The organism is Streptomyces platensis (genome assembly GCF_008704855.1).
Lineage (GTDB): Bacteria > Actinomycetota > Actinomycetes > Streptomycetales > Streptomycetaceae > Streptomyces > Streptomyces platensis.
The window spans coordinates 2,493,659-2,515,384 of record NZ_CP023691.1 but is presented as its reverse complement, the minus strand read 5'-3'; the positions used below and the strand labels follow the sequence as shown (position 1 = coordinate 2,515,384).

At 72.6% G+C, this 21,726-nt stretch carries 17 protein-coding genes; 5 read left to right on the top strand and 12 right to left on the bottom strand.

Annotated features, from left to right (window positions below; all coding sequences use genetic code 11):
* The first annotated feature begins 64 nt into the window (after positions 1–64).
* Entirely contained in the window at positions 65–865 is an 801-nt protein-coding gene (locus CP981_RS10890; protein WP_085925356.1) for a hypothetical protein, read from the top strand.
* 272 nt (positions 866–1,137) lie between these two features.
* Here the strand turns inward: CP981_RS10890 and glnA are convergent, their stop codons facing one another.
* Positions 1,138–2,547 (bottom strand): type I glutamate--ammonia ligase, encoded by a 1,410-nt coding sequence (gene glnA, locus CP981_RS10885; protein WP_085925357.1) that lies wholly within the window; start codon positions 2,545–2,547, stop codon positions 1,138–1,140.
* 338 nt (positions 2,548–2,885) lie between these two features.
* Between glnA and CP981_RS10880 the strand changes: the two genes are divergently transcribed.
* Complete coding sequence (locus tag CP981_RS10880; RefSeq protein WP_167536080.1) at positions 2,886–3,353, top strand: RDD family protein; 468 nt, start codon at positions 2,886–2,888, stop codon at positions 3,351–3,353.
* A gap of 193 nt (positions 3,354–3,546) precedes the next feature.
* On the opposite strand, the gene CP981_RS10875 is transcribed toward CP981_RS10880, so the two are convergent.
* The 4 genes from CP981_RS10875 to lipB all read right to left on the bottom strand — a co-directional run bounded on the left by CP981_RS10875 (position 3,547) and on the right by lipB (position 6,617).
* Positions 3,547–4,257, bottom strand: coding sequence for a DUF4191 domain-containing protein (locus CP981_RS10875; RefSeq protein ID WP_085925359.1), 711 nt, complete (start codon positions 4,255–4,257; stop codon positions 3,547–3,549).
* 10 nt (positions 4,258–4,267) lie between these two features.
* On the bottom strand, positions 4,268–4,498 hold the full coding sequence (locus CP981_RS10870) for an SCO2195 family GlnR-regulated protein (protein ID WP_085925360.1): 231 nt from the start codon (positions 4,496–4,498) through the stop codon (positions 4,268–4,270).
* A 211-nt stretch (positions 4,499–4,709) separates the two neighbouring features.
* A complete protein-coding gene (gene lipA / locus CP981_RS10865) occupies positions 4,710–5,660 on the bottom strand; it encodes a lipoyl synthase (RefSeq protein WP_085925361.1) in 951 nt (316 codons plus the stop codon).
* 141 nt (positions 5,661–5,801) lie between these two features.
* A complete protein-coding gene (gene lipB / locus CP981_RS10860; protein WP_244329612.1) occupies positions 5,802–6,617 on the bottom strand; it encodes a lipoyl(octanoyl) transferase LipB in 816 nt (271 codons plus the stop codon).
* A gap of 278 nt (positions 6,618–6,895) precedes the next feature.
* Between lipB and CP981_RS10855 the strand changes: the two genes are divergently transcribed.
* The gene (locus CP981_RS10855) at positions 6,896–8,359 is read left to right on the top strand and encodes an NsdA family TPR-like regulatory protein (RefSeq protein WP_150522323.1); all 1,464 of its coding nucleotides are present in this window, start codon (positions 6,896–6,898) and stop codon (positions 8,357–8,359) included.
* Between the two features lie 19 nt (positions 8,360–8,378).
* Here CP981_RS10855 and CP981_RS10850 read toward each other — a convergent pair whose 3' ends face one another.
* The 3 genes from CP981_RS10850 to CP981_RS10840 all read right to left on the bottom strand — a co-directional run bounded on the left by CP981_RS10850 (position 8,379) and on the right by CP981_RS10840 (position 11,474).
* Positions 8,379–9,797, bottom strand: coding sequence for an FAD-dependent oxidoreductase (locus CP981_RS10850; protein WP_085925364.1), 1,419 nt, complete (start codon positions 9,795–9,797; stop codon positions 8,379–8,381).
* A 191-nt stretch (positions 9,798–9,988) separates the two neighbouring features.
* Entirely contained in the window at positions 9,989–10,882 is an 894-nt protein-coding gene (locus CP981_RS10845) for a TIGR01777 family oxidoreductase (protein ID WP_085925365.1), read from the bottom strand.
* 73 nt (positions 10,883–10,955) lie between these two features.
* The gene (locus CP981_RS10840; RefSeq protein ID WP_085925366.1) at positions 10,956–11,474 is read right to left on the bottom strand and encodes a DUF4240 domain-containing protein; all 519 of its coding nucleotides are present in this window, start codon (positions 11,472–11,474) and stop codon (positions 10,956–10,958) included.
* 242 nt (positions 11,475–11,716) lie between these two features.
* Here CP981_RS10840 and CP981_RS10835 point away from each other — a divergent pair, with 242 nt between their 5' ends.
* Both CP981_RS10835 and CP981_RS10830 read left to right on the top strand, forming a co-directional pair.
* Positions 11,717–13,621 (top strand): hypothetical protein, encoded by a 1,905-nt coding sequence (locus CP981_RS10835; protein ID WP_085925367.1) that lies wholly within the window; start codon positions 11,717–11,719, stop codon positions 13,619–13,621.
* Positions 13,622–13,736: 115 nt separating this feature from the next.
* A complete protein-coding gene (locus CP981_RS10830; protein ID WP_085925368.1) occupies positions 13,737–14,657 on the top strand; it encodes an SDR family oxidoreductase in 921 nt (306 codons plus the stop codon).
* A gap of 92 nt (positions 14,658–14,749) precedes the next feature.
* On the opposite strand, the gene CP981_RS10825 is transcribed toward CP981_RS10830, so the two are convergent.
* From CP981_RS10825 to sucB, 4 genes are all read right to left on the bottom strand, one after another.
* Positions 14,750–15,757 (bottom strand): helix-turn-helix transcriptional regulator, encoded by a 1,008-nt coding sequence (locus CP981_RS10825; protein ID WP_085925397.1) that lies wholly within the window; start codon positions 15,755–15,757, stop codon positions 14,750–14,752.
* Between the two features lie 481 nt (positions 15,758–16,238).
* The gene (aceE, locus tag CP981_RS10820; protein WP_085925369.1) at positions 16,239–18,911 is read right to left on the bottom strand and encodes a pyruvate dehydrogenase (acetyl-transferring), homodimeric type; all 2,673 of its coding nucleotides are present in this window, start codon (positions 18,909–18,911) and stop codon (positions 16,239–16,241) included.
* Positions 18,912–19,174: 263 nt separating this feature from the next.
* Entirely contained in the window at positions 19,175–19,798 is a 624-nt protein-coding gene (locus tag CP981_RS10815) for a GntR family transcriptional regulator (protein WP_085925370.1), read from the bottom strand.
* A gap of 185 nt (positions 19,799–19,983) precedes the next feature.
* Entirely contained in the window at positions 19,984–21,720 is a 1,737-nt protein-coding gene (gene sucB, locus CP981_RS10810; protein ID WP_085925371.1) for a 2-oxoglutarate dehydrogenase, E2 component, dihydrolipoamide succinyltransferase, read from the bottom strand.
* Positions 21,721–21,726: the final 6 nt, after the last annotated feature.

Genomic DNA, 21,726 nt, shown 5'->3' with positions numbered 1-21,726 from the left:
GGAGCCAGGGACCGGCCGCGGCACAGGAGTTACTCGACTCAGGCGGCGGCCGCAGGAGGAGACGATGCATCCGTCCTCGCCGCGCGGACGCCTGCGCGATGCCCTGTTGCGCGTCGGCGAACGGGGTGACGTGAACGAGGCCGACCTCAGCGCGGCAGTCACCACCGCGCTGCGCGAACTGGCTTCGGAGGCCCTGGGCGAGCGCTCGCGCGTCGACCTGGTCACCCTTGGCGCCGAGGACCACCCCTGGGGACGAAGCCTCGGTCTCCGGCTTGCGGACTATGACGTAGAGCTGCCGCGCGTGCTCTTGTCCGCGGACCGGAGCGCCCTTCCGCCCCAGGTCCAGGAGAGTTGCCCGACTCTGCGCCAGGAGGAGTGGGAGACCGTACTGCTGCTCTCCAAACTCCTCCTCATGGCCCTCCAGTCCGAGCCCGAGCCGGTGCGCGACGGTGCCGCCCACCCTCCGCAGAGCACCCCGAGACCGCCCCGGTCGGTAGCGAGAGAACAGTTCTGCCAGGCACTGGCTGACATCCCGGAACGCCCTGACCGGCACCCGGACGAACTCACCGGGCAACTGCGAACCGCGCTCCTGAACTTCGCCTCGGAAACACCCGACAACAAGGAATCCGCTCGCCGCATCGCGGTGCTGCACACCGGCGAGCCCCCGCAAGGCCCGCGCTTGTCCCTCAGCCGCTCGGGGCCGGCCCTCACGAAGGCAGTGCTGAGCGCTGCCGGCTGCCCTGTCCCCAGCTGCGTACGGGAGGAATTCCCGGACCTGACCCAGGACGAGTGGACCGCCGTCATCCAGGTCACGGGCCTGACACTCATGGCCTTCGAGGCCGACCCGCCCCGCGAGACGGAATAGCGCCGGAGTCGCCGGACCTCGAAGGACGACGAGCGGTTGCCGCCCCGCTGCGGCGAAGGCGGCGAAACGCTCGGCAAGTGCCTCGTCGGGGGTGTCGGGGCGCTCTCGACCTTGGCCACTCGGACCCGGGGTTCACGTTGCAGAGGCACCGGCCGCGGCCTCAACGGCGATCACACAAAGGCCGTCGGCCGCGCCTTCCGGGAGTGGAAGTGCACGGCCGACGGCCCAGAGACGGCGCAGGCGAGCGGAAACCGCTCTGGCCTGCGGCGTTCTTAGATGTCGTAGTAAAGCTCGAACTCGTGCGGGTGCGGGCGCAGCTGGATCGGGGCGATTTCGTTGGTGCGCTTGTAGTCGATCCAGGTTTCGATCAGGTCGGAGGTGAAGACGCCGCCCTGCTGGAGGTACTCGTTGTCGGCCTCGAGGGCGTCGAGGACGGCCGGGAGGGAGGTCGGGACCTGGGGGACGCCCGCGTGCTCCTCGGGGGCGAGCTCGTAGAGGTCCTTGTCGATCGGCTCGGCCGGCTCGATCTTGTTCTTGACGCCGTCCAGGCCCGCGAGGAGGAGGGCGGAGAAGGCGAGGTACGGGTTCGAGGACGGGTCCGGGGCGCGGAACTCGACGCGCTTGGCCTTGGGGTTCGAGCCCGTGATCGGGATACGCATGGCCGCGGAGCGGTTGCGCTGCGAGTAGACCAGGTTGACCGGGGCCTCGAAGCCGGGGACCAGGCGGTGGTAGGAGTTCACCGTCGGGTTGGTGAAGGCCAGCAGCGACGGGGCGTGCTTGAGGATGCCGCCGATGTAGTAGCGGGCGGTGTCCGAGAGGCCCGCGTAGCCCTGCTCGTCGTAGAAGAGGGGGCTGCCGCCCTGCCACAGCGACTGGTGGACGTGCATGCCGGAGCCGTTGTCACCGAAGATCGGCTTGGGCATGAAGGTGGCGGACTTGCCGTTGCGCCAGGCGACGTTCTTCACGATGTACTTGAAGAGCATCAGGTCGTCGGCCGCGGCGAGCAGCGTGTTGAACTTGTAGTTGATCTCCGCCTGGCCGGCCGTGCCGACCTCGTGGTGCTGGCGCTCGACCTCGAGGCCGGCCGCCTCCAGCTCCAGGGAGATCTCGGCACGCAGGTCGGCGAAGTGGTCGACCGGCGGGGCCGGGAAGTAGCCGCCCTTGTACCGGACCTTGTAGCCGCGGTTGTTCTCCTCCGAGCCGGTGTTCCAGGCACCCGCCTCGGAGTCGATGTGGTAGAAGGACTCGTTCGCCTTCGTCTCGAAACGGACGTTGTCGAAGACGTAGAACTCGGCCTCGGGACCGAAGAACGCGGTGTCCGCGATGCCGGTCGAGGCGAGGTAGGCCTCGGCCTTCTTGGCGATGTTGCGCGGGTCGCGGCTGTACTGCTCGCCCGTGATCGGGTCGTGGATGAAGAAGTTGATGTTGACGGTCTTGTCGCGGCGGAACGGGTCCACACGGGCCGTCGACAGGTCCGCGCGCAGCGCCATGTCGGACTCGTGGATGGCCTGGAAGCCGCGGATCGAGGAGCCGTCGAAGGCGAGTTCCTCGGCCGGGTCGAACGCCTTCGCCGGGATCGTGAAGTGCTGCATCACACCGGGCAGGTCGCAGAACCTGACGTCGACGAACTTCACGTCTTCGTCCGCGATGAACTTCTTGGCCTCGTCGCCGTTCTGGAACATCCAACTCCTCCTAGCCCGGTCACCGGTCGGCGGACGCGGGATTGCTACTCGGAACGCGACCCTGTGCGGTGGCGCGATGCCCGACCATAGGCAGGCGGGATTTCCCAAGCATGACCCATTTGTTTCGCCGAGGTTAACCGGCGGCGGCCGCCCTTACCTCCCAGTGTGCGCCAAAGAGGGATGTTCCGGGCGCCCGCTGCCGCCGCCCCGTCCCGGGGCCCGCCGAGCCGTCCTGCCCCCTTCCGGGGCGCCCGTCGCGCCCGGTCCCTGCGGCCCGTCCCCGCGCCCTCACCGGCCCTCCGCGAAGGGAACGTATGCGGTCGCAGTACCGTGGTCGGGTGGACAACAGGCGAGCAATCGGATCGTGGATCTCCGGGCCCCGCGCGGCAGCCGAGGACATGGGTGTCGAGTTCGGATACCGCGGGCAGCAGCTGGGGCTGCCGGAGGAGGGGCCGGGCTCGATCGCCCGCCCCGGGCGGCGCTTCGCCGCGCTCTTCATCGACTGGGCGCTGTGCCTGCTCATTGCGTACGGCCTGCTCAGCGGCGGTAAGGCGCAGGCGGCGAGCAACTGGGCGCTGGTGGTCTTCGCCGTGCTCAGCGTGCTCACGGTCGGCACGGTCGGCTTCACGCCCGGCAAGCGGCTGCTGGGCCTGCGGGTGATCTCCGAGGACGGTGGCCGGATCTCGCTGCCGCGGGTCGTGGTGCGCACGGTGCTGCTGGTGGTGGTCATTCCGGCGGTGGTGTGGGACCAGGACGGGCGGGGGCTGCACGATCGCGTCACACGTGCCGTACAGGTCCGGTTGTGACCTGTTGCCGGTGAGGGGGCGGGCGAGGCGTCGGGACGTCTGTGACGGCCGGACGGGGCGCTGGTGACGACTTGCCTGTGACGGGCCGGACGGGCCCTTGCATACGCCGCCCCCGGCGAGCCTCCATACGAAACGCCCCGGACCCAAAGGTCCGGGGCGTCGCTGTGCGGTCTGTTGTCGGTCCGGCGGGCGGTCAGCGCGTCTTGCCGCCGCCCTTGGGCATCCGCATGCCCTTCGGCATGGGGCCCTTCGGGACCGGCATGTTGCTCATCAGGTCGCCCAGCGCGCGGAGCCGGTCGTTCACGGCCGTCACCTGGGCGCCGGGGAGTACGCGCGGCAGCTTCAGCAGGGTCGTGCGGAGCTTCTTCAGCGGCACCTGGTCCTCGCCGTCGCCCACCACGATGTCGTGGACGGGGGCGTCGGCGACGGTGCGCGCCATCCGCTTCTTCTCGGCGGCCAGCAGGCCGCGGAGCCGGTTCGGGTTGCCCTCGCCGACCAGCACGATGCCGGCCTTGCCGACGGCGCGGTGGACCACGTCCTGGCTGCGGTTCATGGCCACCGCGGGGGTGACCGTCCAGCCGCGGCCGACGTTCTCCAGCACGGCGGCCGCCGCACCGGGCTGGCCCTCCATCTGCCCGAAGGCAGCTCGCTCGGCGCGCCGTCCGAAGACGATCGCCATCGCGAGGAAGGCCAGGACGAAGCCCAGGATCCCCGCGTAGATGGGGTGGCCGATCGCGAAGCCGATGGCAAGGAGAACGCCGAATACGACGATGCCTACACCAGCGACGACAAGACCGACCTTGGAGTCGACCCGACGGGTCATCTTGTAGGTCAGGGCGATCTGCTTCAGCCGCCCGGTGTTCTCAGCGCCGGCAGCGCCGTCTGAGTTTGCCTTCCTCGCCATACAGCGAAGTTTACGTGGCGTGCGGACGACGGGTCGCCGCGGCCTCCAGTACGTACTCGGCCTCGTGGCGGTCCTTGGCGCGGGCGCGGTCCTCCAGGACCGACGTCCAGGCGTTACGACGGGCGGTGCGCTGGCCGCCACGCATCAGCACGGCCTCGACGGCACGCAGGGCGCCGGTGACCGAGGGGAGCGGGAGGGCGGGGCTGGTGGCGGTGGTGGCGCGGAGCGGCGCGGCCTGCATGGTGGGTGACTCCCTCTGATCTGTTCGGAGAAGCAGGGGTAGGTGCGGGAGCGGTACGTGCATCCATCGTCACCGACAGGTGTTACCAACGGATGACCTGCCGGTCAAACACCAATGAAACGTTGACGCGGCCCCACGCCCTCCGTCCTGGGGGAGTGCGGGCCGCGTCCTCAGCATGTGCCACGTTTCACAAGAAGGCGCGCCGGGAGCGTCAAACCGCCTGACTGGCCGTCTCGGCCGCGCGCCGGTCCATGGCCTGCTGGTAAAGGCGGCCGGCGCGGTAGGAGGAGCGGACCAGCGGGCCGGACATGACACCCGCATAGCCGATCTCCTCGGCCTCTTCCTGGAGCTCCACGAACTCGGCGGGCTTGACCCAGCGGTCGATGGGGTGGTGGCGCACGGTCGGGCGCAGGTACTGGGTGATCGTGATCAGCTCACAGCCCGCGTCGTACAGGTCCTGGAGCGCCTGGCTGATCTCCTCGCGGGTCTCGCCCATGCCCAGGATGAGGTTGGACTTGGTGACCAGACCGGCCTCGCGGGACTTGGAGATGACCTCCAGCGAGCGCTCGTAGCGGAAGCCGGGGCGGATCCGCTTGAAGATCCGCGGGACCGTCTCGACGTTGTGGGCCAGCACCTCCGGGCGGGAGGAGAAGACCTCGGCGAGCTGCTCGGGGACCGCGTTGAAGTCGGGGATCAGCAGCTCGACGCCGGTGTCGGGCATCGCGGCGTGGATCTGCCGGACCGTCTCGGCGTAGAGCCAGGCGCCGCCGTCCTCCAGGTCGTCGCGCGCGACGCCGGTGATCGTGGCGTACTTCAGGCCCATGGTCTGCACGGACTCGGCGACCCGGCGGGGCTCGTCGCGGTCCAGCTCCTGCGGCTTGCCGGTGTCGATCTGGCAGAAGTCACAGCGGCGGGTGCACTGGTCACCACCGATGAGGAAGGTCGCCTCGCGGTCCTCCCAGCATTCGAAGATGTTGGGACAGCCCGCCTCCTGGCAGACCGTGTGCAGACCCTCGCTCTTGACCAGGCCCTGGAGGTGGTTGTACTCGGGACCCATCTTCGCCCGGGTCTTGATCCACTCGGGCTTGCGCTCGATGGGGGTCTGGCTGTTCCGGACCTCCAGGCGCAACATCTTGCGTCCGTCGGGTGCGACTGCGGACACGACCGGCTCCCTACGACTTCGTTTCTTCGGCGTACACCAGGGTACGCCCGTTGATTCGCACGTCTTTACGTGCGGTGCAACCCCGTATGGCGGGGGTGCATTCCCTGCGGTCTCCGGGGTGCATGACCGGCGCCCTGCCGTTCAGACCGCGCGGGGGAGCAGTTCGGCGCCCTCGAGGACGTCCCGCAGATGCTTCTCGGCCACGGGCAGCACCTCGGCGATGGTGATCTCGCGGCCGAGCTCGTTGGCCAGCGAGGCGACACCGGCGTCCCGGATACCGCACGGGACGATCTTGTCGAACGAGGTGTTGTCCGGGTTCACGTTCAGCGCGAAGCCGTGCATCGTGACGCCCTTGGCGACGCGGATGCCGATCGCGGCGAGCTTGCGGTCCTCACGGCGCTGGCCGGCGTTGGACGGCGCGTACTCCGGACCGTTCAGCCGCGGGTCGAAGAGCTCGTCCGTGACCCGCGGGTCGAAGTCGAGGTTCAGCCCGCCCAGGGCCGCCCGCTCCTCGACCGGGTCGCCCAGCACCCACACCCCGCTGCGGCCCTCGACCCGGGTGCCCTCCACGCCGAACTCGGCGCAGACCCGGATCAGCGCGTCTTCGAGACGGCGGACATGGGCCACGACGTCAACCGGACGCGGCAGTTTCTGGATGGGGTAGCCCACCAGCTGGCCGGGCCCGTGCCAGGTGATCTTCCCGCCGCGGTCCACGTCGACGACCGGGGTCCCGTCCAGCGGCCGCTCGTCATCGGACGTCCGCCGCCCCGCCGTGTAGACGGCCTGGTGTTCCAGCAGCAGACAGGTGTCGGGTACCTCGTCGGCGAACCGGGCGGCGTGCACCCGGCGCTGCTCCTGCCAGGCGGATTCGTACTCCACGGCCTCGGCGCCGAAGCCCAGATGCACAAAGCGCAGCCCCTCGGGTACGGGGGTCTCCCCCCGAGAGATCGCAGTCACGGCAGCTCCTCTTCGAACCTTCGTTGCACTTTGCTGCAACGTTGATGCCACTTCGCGCCCATGCCACTGTACGGCCGCCGGCTCCGGTCCCCGCAGGCGGCCGGGGGTCCCGGCCGGTACGTCCCTGCTCACACGATCGGATGAACGCGGGTCACAGGCCAGGATCGGGCCGCCGAAGGCCGTTACATTCACGCCGTTCCACAAGGGCGCTGAGCATGCCGGACAGGGTCCGCCGAACCCGGCAGTGCGGCCCGGAAGGCAGGAGACCGGTAAAGCTGATGACGGAACGACCCCCGCACCACACGCCCAACCGCCAGCTGGCCGCGCTCATCGCCGAGGCCGGATTCTCCAATGCCGGGCTGGCCAGACGCGTCGATCAGCTGGGCATCGAGCACGGCCTCGACCTCCGTTACGACAAGACGTCGGTGACCCGCTGGCTGCGCGGCCAGCAGCCCAGAGGCACCACCCCCGCACTGATCGCGGAGGTGTTCACCCGCCGGCTGGGGCGCCGGCTGTCCGCCCAGGACCTCGGCCTGGACGCCTGTGCGCCGGTCTACGCCGGGCTGGAGTTCGCCGCGACCCCCAGCGAGGCGGTGGACATCGTCAGCGGCCTGTGGCGCAAGGACTCCGGCAGCCACGCCGAGCTCCGCAAGATCGCCTTCACCCCCGCCGGGCTGGTGGTGCCCAGCCGGGACTGGCTGATCGGCCGGGCCGACGAGCGCGTCGCCCGCGGCGAGCCGGTCCCCGAGGGTGCGGGCCGGGTGCCCGCACAGGGCGGCCGCCCCGCCACGGTGCCGCGCCAGCGCCGCACCGACCGGGTCGACCGCACCCAGGGCTCCCGGGTCACCTCCGGCGACATCGCGGCGCTGCGCTCGGTGGGCGAACTGTTCCGGGCGCTGGACCACGCCTACGGCGGCGGCCACGCCCGGCAGGCCCTGGTGCGCTATCTGGAGCACGAGGCCGAGCCGATGCTGCGCGGCACCTACGGCGAGGCCACCGGCCGCCGGCTGTTCGCCGCCGCCGCCGCCGATCTGACCCGGCTGGCCGGCTGGACCTCGTACGACATCGCGGCCCACGGGCTGGCGCAGCGGTACTTCGTCCAGGCCCTGCGGCTGGCCCAGGCCGCCGGAGACCGGGCGTACGGGTCCTACGTCCTGGTGACGATGAGCCGGCAGGCCGTCTATCTGGGGCACGGCAGGGAGGCGGTCCAGCTGGCGCGCGTCGCCCAGCAGGGCATCGGCAGCAGCGCACCGCCCACGGTGCAGGCGCTGCTGCACTCCGCGGAGGCCCGCGGCCACGGTGTGCTCGGCGAGGTCCGGGCCTGCACCGCGGCGCTGGCCCGTGCCGAGCGGGCGCTGGAGACCGTCCGCCCCGGCGACGACACCCCGTACTGGGCGCGTTTCTTCGACGAGGCACAGCTCGCCGACGAACTGGCGCACTGCCACCGCGACCTCCAGCAGTACCGCGCGGCCTCCCAGCACGCCGAACGCTCCCTCCAGCTGCGCGCCGCCGGCTTCGCGCGCAGCCGGCTGTTCTGCCGGGTGGTGCTGGCGACCGCGCGGCTGGGCCTGGGCGAGCTGGAGCAGGCCTGCACGCTGGGTGCCGAGGCGGCGCTCCAGGCCTCCGAGATGCGGTCCGTACGGGCCCATGAGTACGTCAGGGAGTTCGAGCGCCGCCTGGAGCCGTACCGGGACGCGGCGGCGGTCCGCGGGTACCAGGAGCGGGTGGCGGCGCTGGGGTGACCCGGGCCCGGCCGCGGGGTCAGGCCGCGGTGGGCAAGGTGTCCGGTTCCGTCGTGAGACCGGGCAGGCCGAAGTCCTGGAGGACGGCGCGGGCCGCGCGCCGTCCCGAGTTCAGGGCGCCCTGGAGCGTGCTGGTGTCGCGGTGGTCGCCGCAGACATAGAGCCCGGCGAGCACCCGCACCGTGCGCTCCGGGTCGTACGGGGCGGGCATCGCCGGGACCGCGTACGGGGTGTGATGGGCGGTCAGCAGCTGCCGGTCCTCGGTGTGCGCGCCGTAGATCCGGTCGAGGTGGGGCCGGACCGTCCGTTCGAGGACGGACAGCGGCAGCGCGGCCGCGGCGCCGAGCACGGCCGTGGTGATCAGGGACCGGCCCGGCGGCGTACGGGACGGGTCGATCGCGCCGGCGGCGTAGGTGTACGCGACGGGGCCGTCCGTCGGCAGGATCAGCGTCGTGTCACGGGCCGCCGCGCCGCGGCTCCCGGGGGCCACCGCCGCGGAGTGGTGCAGGACGGTCACCGGGTGGAAGGCGGGCACCCGCAGTCCCGGCAGCAGCTCGGCCGCCTCGCGCGCGCCGGTCGCCACCAGCACCGCCCGGCACGGGATATGGCCGTGCTCCGCGGTGCTGACGCCGGTCGTGGAGACGGCGGTGACCTGCACGGACGTACGGACCGTGCCGGGTGGCAGGGCGGCGGCGAGCAGTTCGGGGACGGCGTCGGCGCCGCCGGCCGGCAGCCACAACCGGCCCTCCGCGTAGGCGCGCAGCGCCGCCGCGGCACCCCGGCTGGAGCCGCCCAGCTGCGGATCGCACAGCAGCGCGCCCAGCAGGGGCCGCAGCAGCGCGTCATGGGCGCGTGGCGGGAAGGCGGGGCGGCCCGCCAGCACGTCGCGGATCGGCCGGTCGGCGGCCGGGGCGTGGGTGGCGGAGGCGGGGGGAGCGACGGCGGTGTGGTCGCTGCTCCGGTCCGTACGGCGGTCGGTGTCCTGGACGGTCCGCCGGTCGGTGAGGCGGCTCACCTGACGGCCCACCTGACGCCCCACCTGGCGGCTCACCTGACGGTCCGTCCGGCGTTCCGTACGGCGGTCGGCGCGGGAGAGGGCGCGGGCCGCGGCAAGGGCGGCTCTCGTGCTCCGGGGGGCGCTGACGCGCTGCGCCCGCTGGCCGTTGTGGAGGCTCAGACCGGGGGCGAACGGACGCAGGGCCAGCTCGCCGAGCCCCGGCGTACGGCGCAGTTCGGCGGCGGAGACGGTCAGCGGCCGGCCACAGCGGTCCAGCCGGAAGCCGTCGAGGGGGTCGGTGACGGACCGGCCGCCGATGCGTGCGGCGGCCTCCAGAACGGTGACCGACACTCCCACGCCGGTCAGATGGCGGGCGGCGGCGAGACCGGCCGGGCCGGCTCCCACGATGACGACGTCCACGTCCGATGCGGTGCGCAGCACTTGCCCCTCCCGGGGTCGGTCCCAAATGGCGGCACCGAGTGTCATGCCCGGTACAGCTGCGAGAGATGCCGATTCGTGGGTGTGAGGTGGCACCGGAGAGGCTGCTGCCCGGGTGTGTGGGGCGTCCGCGGGCGCGCCGGAGCCCCTTGGCCAGGCCCGCCGGGAGGCCTCGCCGGTCCGGAAGGCGGGCCCTACGCGGCGGCCGCCCGGACCGCTTCCATGATGCCGGGGTGGCGGAAAGTGAACCCGGAGTCCAGCAGCCGCCGCGGGACGACCCGCTGGCTGCCCAGCACATCACCGGCGAACTCGCCGAGGGCGATCCGCAGCACCGGCGCCGGGACGGAGAACAGCGTGGGCCGGTGCAGCACCTTGCCCATCACGGCGGTGACCTCGCGGTTGGTGACCGGTTCCGGGGCCGTGAGGTTCACCGGCCCGGCAAGGTCCCCGGTGTCGAGGAGATGGCGAAGCGCTGCGATGTGGTCGTCCAGGGAGATGAAGCTCCAGTACTGACTGCCGTCGCCGAGCCGCCCGCCCAGACCGAGCCGGAAGAGCGGGAAGAGCCGGCCCCAGGCGCCGCCCGCGCGCGCCACGACCAGACCGGTGCGCGCGAAGACGGTACGGATCCCCGCGTCCTGGGCCGGTGTCGCGGCGTCCTCCCAGGCCACACAGACCTCCGGCAGGAAGCCGTGGCCGGCCGGCGCGTTCTCGTCCGTGCGCCGGTCGCCGGTGTCGCCGTAGTAGCCGATCGCGCTGCCGCACACGAGGACCCGCGGTGGGGTGTCCATGGCGGCGAGGGCCGTGGCGAGGGTGCGGGTGCCCAGCACCCGGCTGTCCCGGATCTCCTGCTTGTAGGCGGCCGTCCAGCGATGGTCGCCGACCCCGGCGCCGGCCAGATGGACCACCGCCTCGCAGCCGGCCAGCCCGGCCGCGTCGACCTCCTGGCGCCCGGGGTCCCAGCGCACCTCGTCGGCGGCCGTGGGCGCCCGCCGTACGAGCCGGACGACCTCATGGCCGCCCTCGGTGCGCAGAGACCGTACGAGCGCCGTGCCGATGAGTCCGGTCGAGCCGGTGATCGCGATCCGCATGGAGCCATACTGCCCGCAGTGGCGGGCCGGGGACGGAACCCGGGGCCGGGGCGTGCCCTCCGGCCCGATGGCGCTACGGCCGGAAGCGGTCCCAGAGGGTGGGGAAGCGCTCCGCCATGGTCCGCTCGTCGTCGAAGTCGAGGTAGGCGCCGAGCGGTTCGCGGGGCGGCGGGGGCAGCTCCAGGTCCGGCATCACCCCGCCGGTCATCTGCTCGTACGCCTCATCGGCCGCGTAGCCCAGCTCCTCGGCGTCGCCGTCCACCGACTCGTCGAAGTCGTCCACCAGCTCGGCGAGCTGATCCGGGTCGTGCAGCCCGCCCTCGAAGACCTCCCGGCCCTGGCCGATCAGCCAGCAGCGGAAGTAGTCGAAGGCGTCATCGCTGGCGCCGCCCAGCATCACCGAGGCGGCGGCCCACAGATCCCAGGAGTACGCCCGGTTGTAGCGGGCCTCGAAGTGGCGGGCGAAGTCCACGACGGCGTCCGGGTCGAGCCCGAGCAGCCGCTCGACCAGTGCGTCGGCCTGCTCCTCGGGATCACCCTCAGCGCTCTCGCGGGAGGCGTCGATCAGCTCCCAGAACTCCGTCTCGTCCATCACCGCTCCAGCATCTGCCCTGCCGGCGCCCGTCGCATGCGGAGTCCCCCGGATGCGACGGGGTCGTTATCCGGAATGATGACGGGCCGCCCGGGAGGGTGACGGGGTGTTCGGACCGCGGCTCGCTCACCCCGGTCGGTGATCCGTCTTGTGACCGTCCCAAGAATCACTCGTTGGAAGGCGTGCAACGGACAACGACCGCATATCCCTCATTTCGCGAAGGGCTGTTCCAGGCCATGCCCATGGACGAACGCACCCGGGCCGATGTCGAACGGGCCGAGGCGGCCATCGTCGAGCACTATCCACGGCTCGTCCGCCTCACCTACCTCGTACTGCCCCCGTCGATGGGCCGCCACCGCCGGGTCCTGACCGCCCACGGTCTGGTCCAGCGCGCGCTGCCCCGGACCCGGCTGCGCCGCCCGGACGGCGGGCTGCCGGCGCAGCGCGGCCCGGCCCCCGAGTCCGGCTACGACCTGGTCCGCCAACGGGCCCTGCGGCTGGCGCTGGCGTACGAGGGACAGCCGGGCCGGGTACTGCCGGCGCTGCCCCTGGTCTGGGGGCTGCGGCTGTTCCCGCGGGCCGGCGGCGCCGATGAACTCGCCCTGGACCAGGCGCTGTCCGCCGTCCCGGCAGCGGTGCGGGCCGCCCTCGGGCTGTGGCATCTGGAAGGGCTGGACGAGGACGCCGCGCGCGGCGTGCTGGCGCGGGCCGGGGCCGAGGAACCGGACGCGGCGCAGCGCGCGGCCGCGCAGCTGGACCTGGAGACCGGGGCCGGTGCGGCGGCGCTGCTGAGCTCGGGGGAGTTCGACCCGTGCATGGTGCAGACCCGGCCGACGGATCTGCTGCGCCGCCGGCAGCGGGTGCGGGTGGTGGCCGCGGTGGCGGCCGTACTCGCGATCGGTGCGGCGGCGGCCGGGACCTGGCCCGACCCGGCGGACCGGCGAGCCCGGACCGCCGCGGAGCAGGCGCTGGACCCGGGCCGGCTGCTGCGCACCCCCAACGAGCAGTGGGCGGACACCTCCCGGGTCGACTTCACCGCCTGGCCCGTCCGCGGCCGGCAGGCCGGCGACCGCAAACTGCTGGCACGGGCGCTGCGCGTCTGGGCGGCGCCGCCCGCCGACACCCGGATCAGGGCGGCCGCGGGCACCTCCACCCGGCCGCCCGGCCATCCGCCGCAGCTGCTGTACGCAGGGCTGATCGACAACGTCATGGTGGTGGTCCTGTACGACGGGGAGCGCCTGGTCCGCTACGCCGAGCCCGAAGACGCCACGCCCACCCTGCACTTCGCCCGGGTCGACGCCGCGGATCTGACGACCGCTGCCGCGCTGGTGATCGGGCGCGGCAACGGCTGGATGCGCTATCTGCTCGCGCCGTGGATCTCCGAGATCACCACCCGGGATCTGCTGACCCCGGCCGCCCCGCCGCACGGGCTGCATGTCGCCCCCGACGGTGTCACCGACCGGATCCCGCTCCCGCCCGCGGCGGGCGCCGGCTGCGGGCGCTGGCCGGTGGCCCGGTTGCGGCCCTCGACGCGGATCGTGGCGGCCGGCCCCGACACCGCCTTCATGGTCGCCGACCTCGACGATCTCGTCCCCGCCCACCTCTCCTCCGGGCCCCCGCCGTCCGCCGGAGCACCGGCCGGGGCACCGACCGGTGCGACCGCTGCGCCCGCCCTGCGGAACTGGGCCCGTACGGCCTGCTCGCTCGGGTCGCTGCGGGGCACCGGCGTACGGGCCGTCAACACCTGGGAGTTCGCCCGGCAGCAGCTTCCGGAGGACGGCGGCAGCGCGGCCTGGGTGTGCACCCGCGCCGACACCTGGCGCGGGCCCGGCAGCGTGACCCTGCGGTTCCTGCCGCCCGCCGCGCGCCCGGCCGACCCCGGGCGGATCGCCGGGCGGGCCGGGAACACCGCCGCCTGTAGCCGCTTCGGGCCCCAGGTGGTCGGGGACATCCACTGGCAGGCGAAGTCCGGGAAGGGGTACCTGCTCGCGGCCGGCAGCCCGGCGGTCGGCGGACTCGACGTCACGGGCGGCGTCCGCGCCACCGCCGAGGAGAACACCCTCGCCACACCGGCCGGGCCGGACGCCCCGGCGGAGGTCACCGGGCGGCTGCGGGCCGGAGGGAGCGTACGGGCGCCGCATCCGTGACCCGGTGGACGGATTGCCGGGCAGTGCCCGCTGAATCCGGACAGAAGGTGTCGGGTATCGCTGTCAGGGTCGCCATGCAACACGACAAGGCACCTGACAGCGAGGAGTGGCGTACGTGACCGGACAGAAGGAACTGGCGGGACGGGTGGCGCTGGTTGCCGGGGCGACCCGGGGCGCGGGCCGGGCCATGGCGGTGGAGCTGGGCCGGGCCGGCGCCCTGGTCTATGTGACCGGCCGGACCACCCGGGAGCGGGTGAGCGAGGTCGGCCGGCCGACGGAGACGATCGAGCAGACCGCGGAGCTGGTGACCGCGGCGGGCGGCACCGGGATCGCCGTACCGACCGACCATCTGGATCCCGCGCAGGTCAAGGCGCTGACCGAGCGCATCGACCGCGCGCAGGGCCGGCTGGACGTGCTGGTCAACAGCCTCTGGGGCGGCGACCGGCTGATCGAGTTCGACACCAGGCTGTGGGATCTCGACCTGGAGAACGGGCTGCGGATGTTCCGGCTCGGCATCGACAGCCACATCATCACCAGCCATTACGCCCTGCCGCTGCTGATCCGGCGGCCCGGCGGCCTGGTCGTCGAAATCACCGACGGCACCGCCACCTTCAACCGCCGGTACCGCGAAAACCTCTGCTTCGACCTCACCAAGAACGCCCCGCACCGCATCGCCTTCGGCCTCGCCGCCGAGCTCAAGGAACACGGCGGCACGGCCGTCTCGCTCACCCCCGGCTTTCTGCGGTCCGAGGAGATGCTGGACCACTTCGGGGTGACGGAGGAGACCTGGCGCGACGCGGTGGCCCAGGAACCGCACTTCGCCATCGCCGAGTCCCCGGCCCTGATCGCCCGCGGGCTGCGGGCGCTGGCCGCCGACCCCGACAAGGCCCGCTGGAGCGGGCAGTCGCTCTCCAGCGGCCAGTTGGCGAAGGAGTACGACTTCACCGACACGGATGGGTCCCGGCCCGACGGGTTCGGGTACATCGAGGACGTGGTCTTCGGGGGCAAGGACGGGAGTGCGGCGGACTATCGCTAGGGGCCGCGGGGGGCCCTTCGGGCCCGGGGGCCGGGCGGTTTCGTCTGCGGCTGCCGTCGTGGCTGGTCGCGCCCCCTTTGGGGCATGAGCGGTCAGGTGTACAGCGCCGCCGTGCGGTGGGCGGCCGTGGCGAAGCGGGCACGTAGCTCGGGGGGCGCGAGTATCTCGCCCTCCGGGCCCAGTGCCAGCAGCTGGGCGTAGGCGACGTCGGCGGACTCCACGGCGAGGGTGACCGTCAGCCGGCCCTGCTCGTCGGGGCCGCCCTCGGACTGCGCCCGGGCGATCGCCTTGCGGGCCGCCGTGCGTTCGGTGACGTACGGCAGTTGGCGGACGCCGCCGGCGGAGAGCCGCAGCGTGACCTCCTCGCGGAGGATCGACCGGGCGAACTGGGCGGCCCGCTCCGCCCAGAACGCCGGGAGGTCGAAGGTCGCGTCGCGGGTGAACCGTTCGCCGGTGTTCTCGGTCCCGGGGGCGTTGTCGGGTTCCGCGACTGCCACGGAGGTGAACCGGTCGACCCGGTAGACGCGGTAGTCGCCCTGCGTACGCGCCGCCAGATACCAGACGCCCGCCTTCAGCACGAGGCCGTACGGCTCCAACTCCCGCTCCACCTCGGTGTCCTTGCGGAGGTAGCGGGCGGTGATCCTGCGGTCGTCCCAGACCGCGTCGGCGATCTCGGGCAGCAGGGCGGGGGTCTCGGGCTCCTGATACCAGGCGGGGGCGTCGAGATGGAAGCGCTGGGCGACGCCCGTCGCGGCGTCCCGCAGCTCGGGCAGCAAGGCGGCGGAGACCTTCAGCCGGGCCGCGGACGCGGCGTCCGCGAGCCCCATCTCGCGTAGGGCGGACGGCACTCCGGACAGGAAGAGCGCCTCCGCCTCGCTGCGGCCGAGGCCGGTGAGGCGGGTGCGGTAGCCGCCGATGAGGCGGTAGCCGCCCGCCCGGCCGCGGTCCGCGTAGACGGGCACGCCCGCCTCGGACAGCGAGAGGACGTCGCGGGCGACCGTGCGCTCCGATACCTCCAGCTCTCGTGCCAGCTCGGCCGCCGTCATTGACGGACGTGCCTGGAGCAGCAACACCATCTTGATCAGCCGGGCTGCGCGCATGGCATCCATGATGCCGGGGGGTGCTGACAGTCCGCCGGTGCGGTGTTTTTGTCTGCGGGTGCGTTGTGGCTGGGCGCGCAGTTCCCCGCGCCCCTGTGCGGGTGGCCGTGGCGTTTTTGCTGCGGCTGCGTTTGGGCTGGCGCCTTGCGGGGTTTGTGGTTGCCGCGGGGGTCGGAGGGGACGCACCGGGGCCCGTCCTCGGCGCGGGCGACGCGGCTACGTGGGATTGATTGCCCCGGTGTTTGCTCCGGTCCTGCGGGCGGGCCCCGGTACATCCCCTCCGCCCCCACCACCCACAAGCCGTAGGCGAACCGGCGGCCAGCCCACGGCAAACGCCAAACCCGGCCCGGCCGTAGTCAGGGCGTGGCTCGGCCGGGCCGGTGGTGGGATCCCGTGCGGAGGCCCCGGGCGCGGGAAGGTGGCCTCCGCACGGGAGATCGGGGTGCCCCTGAGGGGCGAGGGGCGGGAGCCGCCTCCTTAGTTACAGGCCGTACCGCTCCTTGGCCTCCTTGACGGCCTCCGGCTTGACCTCGCCGCGGCGGGCGAGTGCGGCCAGGGCCTGGACGACGACCGACTGGGGGTCGACACCGAAGTGGCGGCGGGCCGCCTCGCGGGTGTCGGAGAGGCCGAAGCCGTCGGTGCCGATGGAGGTCCAGTCCTGCTCGACCCAGGGGGCGATCTGGTCGGGGACGGCGCGCATCCAGTCGCTGACCGCGATGACCGGGCCGGGGGCGCCGGCCAGGGCGCGGGTGACGTACGGGATGCGGTCGTCGCCGTCCAGACGGGCGGCATCGCACTCCAGGGCGTCCCGGCGCAGCTCCGTCCAGGACGGGGCCGACCAGACGTCCGCCGCCACACCCCAGTCGGCGGCCAGCAGCTGCTGTGCCTCCAGGGCCCAGTGGATGGCGGTGCCGGATGCCAGCAGCTGGAGCTGCGGGCTGTCGGCCTCGGGACGGGTGCCCTCGTTGAAGCGGTACAGGCCCTTGAGGATGCCCTCTTCGACGCCCTCCGGCATGGCCGGCTGGACCTTGGTCTCGTTGTAGACCGTGAGGTAGTAGAAGACGTCCTCGGCCTCGGGGCCGTACATCCGGCGCAGGCCCTCCTTGACGATGACCGCGACCTCGTAGGCGAAGGCCGGGTCGTAGGAGAGCGCCGCCGGGTTGGTGGAGGCGATCAGGTGCGAGTGGCCGTCGGCGTGCTGGAGGCCCTCGCCGGTCATCGTGGTGCGGCCGGCGGTGGCGCCGATGACGAAGCCGCGGCCCAACTGGTCGGCCAGTGCCCAGAACTGGTCGGCGGTGCGCTGCCAGCCGAACATCGAGTAGAAGATGTAGAAGGGGATCATCGGCTCGCCGTGCGTCGCGTACGAGGTCGCGGCGGCGGTGAAGTCGGCGAGCGAACCGGCCTCGGTGATGCCCTCGTTGAGGATCTGGCCGTTCTTGGCTTCCTTGTACCAGAGCAGCTGATCGCGGTCGACCGGGTCGTACGTCGCGCCCTTGGGGGAGTAGAGGCCGGCCGTCGGGAAGAGGGACTCCATACCGAAGGTGCGGGCCTCGTCGGGGACGATGGGGACCCAGCGCTTGCCGGTCTCCTTGTCCCGCATCAGGTCCTTGATCAGCCGGACGAACGCCATGGTGGTGGCGATCTCCTGGCTGCCGGAGCCCTTCTTCAGGGCGTCGAAGGCCTTGTCGGCGGGCATCGGCAGCGGCTTGGCGACGACCTTGCGGGCGGGGGCCGGGCCGTCGAGGGCGGTGCGCCGCTCGCGCAGGTAGACCATCTCGGGGGAGTCCTCGGCGGGGCGCCAGTACGGCACCTGGTCGCCTTCCAGCGCGCTGTCCGGGATGGGGAGTTCGAGCACGTCACGCATGGTGCGGAACTCCGCCATGGTGAGCTTCTTCATCTGGTGGTTGGCGTTGCGGGACTCGAAGCCCGCGCCGAGGGTGTAGCCCTTGACGGTCTGCGCCAGGATGACGGTGGGCGCGCCCTGGTGCTCGACGGCGGCCTTGTAGGCGGCGTACACCTTGCGCGGCTCGTGGCCGGCCCGGGAGGTCTGGAACAGCTCCAGCAGCTTGGCGTCGGACAGGCCGGCGGCGAGCGCCCGGAGGGACTCGTTGGCGCCGAAGAAGTGTTCGCGCAGGTAGGCGGCGTCGCGGGTGGCGTACGTCTGGAACTGCGCGTCGGGGGTCTCGCCGAGGCGGCGGATCAGGGCGCCGTCGGTGTCGAGGGCGAAGATCTCGTCCCAGGCGCGGCCCCACAGCGACTTGACGACGTTCCAGCCGGCCGCGCGGAACTGGGCCTCCAGCTCCTGCACGATCTTGAAGTTGGGGCGGACCGGGCCGTCGAGGCGCTGGAGGTTGCAGTTGATGACGAAGGTCAGGTTGTCCAGGCCCTCGCGGCCGGCCAACGCCAGGGCGGCGGTCGACTCGGGCTCGTCCATCTCGCCGTCGCCCAGGAAGGCCCAGACGTGGGAGTTGGCGGTGTCCTTGATGCCGCGGTGCTCCAGGTAGCGGTTGAAGCGCGCCTGGTAGATCGCGGAGAGCGGGCCGAGTCCCATGGAGACGGTGGGGAACTCCCACAGCCAGGGCAGCCGCCGCGGGTGCGGGTAGGAGGGCAGGCCCTCGCCGCCGGTCTCCTGGCGGAAGCGGTCGAGGTGGTCCTCGGTGAGGCGGCCTTCGAGGAAGGCGCGGGCGTAGACGCCGGGGGAGGCGTGGCCCTGGATGTAGAGCTGGTCGCCGCTGCCGTCGCCTTCCTTGCCGCGGAAGAAGTGCTGGAAGCCGGTCTCGTAGAGCCAGGCGGCGGAGGCGAAGGTGGCGATGTGGCCGCCGAGGCCCAGCGCGGAGCCGCGGGTGACCATCGCGGCGGCGTTCCAGCGGTTCCAGGCGGTGATCCTGGCCTCCATCGCCTCGTCGCCCGGGAAGGCGGGCTCGGCGGAGGTCGGGATGGTGTTGACGTAGTCCGTCTCCAGGAGGGACGGCAGGGCGGTGCCCTCGGTGCGCGCGGTGTGCTCAAGGGCACGGCGCATGAGGTACGCGGCGCGATGCGGGCCGGCTGCCTTGGTGACGGCGTCGAGCGACTCGCGCCACTCGCTCGTCTCCTCGGGGTCGCGATCCGGGAGCTGGTCGAGCTGGCTGTACGGCAGGCGCACGGGATCGGGCATGGGTGGCCCCTTTCCGGACGGGAGGGTAGCTCGGGGGTGCCGTCGTGGGCGGGCCGCGTCCTCAGGGTGGACGGGCCCGCGACGACACCCCCTACAAGTTCGGCAGGCAGGGTTGTCGCGCCCCGAGGGAGGACGATACGCCTCTGATCGATGATCGATCAACGCTCAACGAAGGAAAAACCGCAGGTCGGCACGGGGTGCCGCATTTTCGGGCACCGCGTGCCAGTCCCGAAGGGGGGTTTCCGCGCCCTCCCGGCGCCGCCTCAGACCCGGGGTGCGCAGCTCAGCACATGCGACTTGAGCAGGGCGCCGATCTTCGGATCGCGCCGCCGGAAGGCGTCCACGATCTCCTGGTGGTCCTGGGCGTGCGAGCGCGGCTCCGGGCTGAACCAGCGGATCGACAGCGTCGTCCAGACCTCGATGCCCAGCGACTCCCAGGTGTGCAGCAGCACGGAGTTGCCGGCCGCCCGCACGATCTCCCGGTGGAAGGCGACCGTGTGCCGCACCTGTGCCTCCCCGTCACCGGCCCGGTCCGCCCCGCGCAGCGCCGCCACCTCCCGCTCCAGCGCCTCGGTGTCCTCGGCCAGCCGGCCGGCGGCCAGTTCGGCGGCCACCTGCTCCAGCCCGGCCCGCACCGGGTAGCTCTCCTTGAGGTCGGCGGCGGTCAGGTTCCGCACCCGTACGCCCTTGTTCGGCGCCGACTCGATCAGCTGGAGCGACTCCAGCTCCCGCAGCGCCTCCCGGACGGGCGTCTGGCTGACCTCCAGCTCCACCGCGATCCGCCGCTCCACGATCCGCTCGCCCGGCTGCCAGCGGCCGCTGACGATCCCCTCGAGGATGTGCTCGCGGATCTGCTCGCGCAGCGAATGGACGACGGGCGGGGTCATGAGGTGCTCCTTCAGAGCGGGCGGTGACAGAGGGCCATTATCCGGGAGGCGCGCGGGGGGCCTGTCAAAGGCCGCGAGGCGGACGCGTACCCCGGCACGGGGCCGGGGTACGCAAAAGGGCCGGCCCCGGCTCGTACGAACCGGGGCCGGCCCCTAGGACACGCCTGCTGCGCGACTGCCGGGACTCAGAGACCGATCTCGGTCTCGAACTCGGCGGCCTCCAGGATCTGCTTGACCGTGGTCAGGTAGCGGGCGGCGTCGGCGCCGTCCACCAGACGGTGGTCGTAGGAGAGCGCGAGGTAGGTCATGTCGCGCACCGCGATGGTCTCGCCGAGGTCCGGGTGGTTGATGACCACCGGGCGCTTGACGGTGGCACCGATGCCCAGGATGCCGACCTGGTTCGGGGGCACGATGACGGTGTCGAACAGGGCGCCGCGCGAACCGGTGTTGCTGATGGTGAAGGTCGCACCGGACAGCTCGTCCGGCGTGATCTTGTTCGCGCGGACCTTGCCCGCCAGGTCCGCCGTCTTGCGGGCGATACCGGCGATGTTGAGGTCACCGGCGTCCTTGATGACCGGGGTCATCAGGCCCTTCTCCGCGTCCACCGCGATACCGACGTTCTCGGTGTCGAAGTAGGTGATCGTGCCCTCGTCCTCGTTGATCCGGGCGTTGACGACCGGGTGGGCCTTCAGCGCCTGGACCGCGGCCTTGACGAAGAACGGCATCGGAGAGAGCTTGACGCCCTCACGCTGCGCGAACCCGTCCTTGGCCTGGTTGCGCATCCGCATGATCTTGGTGATGTCCACCTCGACCACGGAGGTCAGCTGCGCCTGGCTGTGCAGGGCCTTCATCATGTTGTCGCCGATGACCTTGCGCATCCGCGGCATCTTGACGGTCTGACCGCGCAGCGGCGACGCCTCGATGGCCGGAGCCTTCGACACGGCGGGAGCGGCGGCGGCCGGCGCGGCGGCCTTGGCGGCCTCGGCGGCGGCGATGACGTCCTGCTTGCGGATACGGCCACCGACGCCGGTGCCCTTGACGGTGGCGAGGTCGACACCGTTCTCGGCGGCGAGCTTGCGCACCAGCGGGGTGACGTAGGCACCCTCACCGGCGGCCGGAGCCGGGGCGGCGGGGGCGGCAGCCGGGGCCGGGGCGGCCGGAGCCGGCGCGGGGGCCGGAGCCGGAGCCGGAGCGGCCGGGGCGGCGGGCGCCGGAGCGGCAGCAGCCGGAGCCGGGGCCGGGGCCGGGGTGGGCTCCGGGGCGGGCGCGGCGGCGGGGGCCGGGGCGGCCGGAGCCGGCGCGGCGGCCGGGGCGGCACCAGCGGCACCGATGACGGCGAGCTTGGCGCCGACCTCGGCGGTCTCGTCCTCACCGACGACGATCTCCAGCAGGGTGCCGGAGGCCGGGGCGGGGATCTCGGTGTCGACCTTGTCGGTGGAGACCTCCAGCAGCGGCTCGTCGGCCTGGACCTCCTCGCCGACCTCCTTCAGCCAGCGGGTGACGGTGCCCTCGGTGACGCTCTCGCCGAGCGCGGGGAGGACGACGTCAGTGCCCTCGGCGCCGCCCGCGGGGGCAGCGGCGGGGGCCGGGGCCTCGGCGGCCGGAGCCGCGGCAGGCTCGGGCTGCGGCTCGGCCGCGGGGGCCTCGGCAGCGGCCGGGGCCGGGGCAGCGGCAGGCGCGCCGGTGCCGTCGTCGATGACGGCCAGCTCGGCGCCGACCTCCACGGTCTCGTCCTCGGCCACCTTGATGGCGGTCAGGACGCCGGCGGCCGGGGCCGGGATCTCGGTGTCGACCTTGTCGGTCGACACCTCGAGCAGCGGCTCGTCGGCCTCGACGCGCTCACCCTCGGCCTTGAGCCAGCGAGTGACGGTGCCCTCGGTGACGCTCTCGCCGAGCGCCGGCAGGGTTACGGAAACCGCCATGGTTTC

Bases quoted from the DNA above. Each gene is read 5' to 3' on its own strand.
- CP981_RS10840 (WP_085925366.1), bottom strand. From the start codon at position 11,474: ATGGACGAGACGGAGTTCTGGGAGCTGATCGACGCCTCCCGCGAGAGC.
- glnA (WP_085925357.1), bottom strand. From the start codon at position 2,547: ATGTTCCAGAACGGCGACGAGGCCAAGAAGTTCATCGCGGACGAAGAC.
- CP981_RS10870 (WP_085925360.1), bottom strand. From the start codon at position 4,498: ATGCAGGCCGCGCCGCTCCGCGCCACCACCGCCACCAGCCCCGCCCTC.
- aceE (WP_085925369.1), bottom strand. From the start codon at position 18,911: ATGCCCGATCCCGTGCGCCTGCCGTACAGCCAGCTCGACCAGCTCCCG.
- CP981_RS10875 (WP_085925359.1), bottom strand. From the start codon at position 4,257: ATGGCGAGGAAGGCAAACTCAGACGGCGCTGCCGGCGCTGAGAACACC.
- CP981_RS10825 (WP_085925397.1), bottom strand. From the start codon at position 15,757: ATGCGCGCAGCCCGGCTGATCAAGATGGTGTTGCTGCTCCAGGCACGT.
- sucB (WP_085925371.1), bottom strand. From the start codon at position 21,720: ATGGCGGTTTCCGTAACCCTGCCGGCGCTCGGCGAGAGCGTCACCGAG.
- CP981_RS10845 (WP_085925365.1), bottom strand. From the start codon at position 10,882: ATGCGGATCGCGATCACCGGCTCGACCGGACTCATCGGCACGGCGCTC.
- CP981_RS10855 (WP_150522323.1), top strand. From the start codon at position 6,896: ATGACGGAACGACCCCCGCACCACACGCCCAACCGCCAGCTGGCCGCG.
- CP981_RS10815 (WP_085925370.1), bottom strand. From the start codon at position 19,798: ATGACCCCGCCCGTCGTCCATTCGCTGCGCGAGCAGATCCGCGAGCAC.
- CP981_RS10890 (WP_085925356.1), top strand. From the start codon at position 65: ATGCATCCGTCCTCGCCGCGCGGACGCCTGCGCGATGCCCTGTTGCGC.
- CP981_RS10835 (WP_085925367.1), top strand. From the start codon at position 11,717: ATGGACGAACGCACCCGGGCCGATGTCGAACGGGCCGAGGCGGCCATC.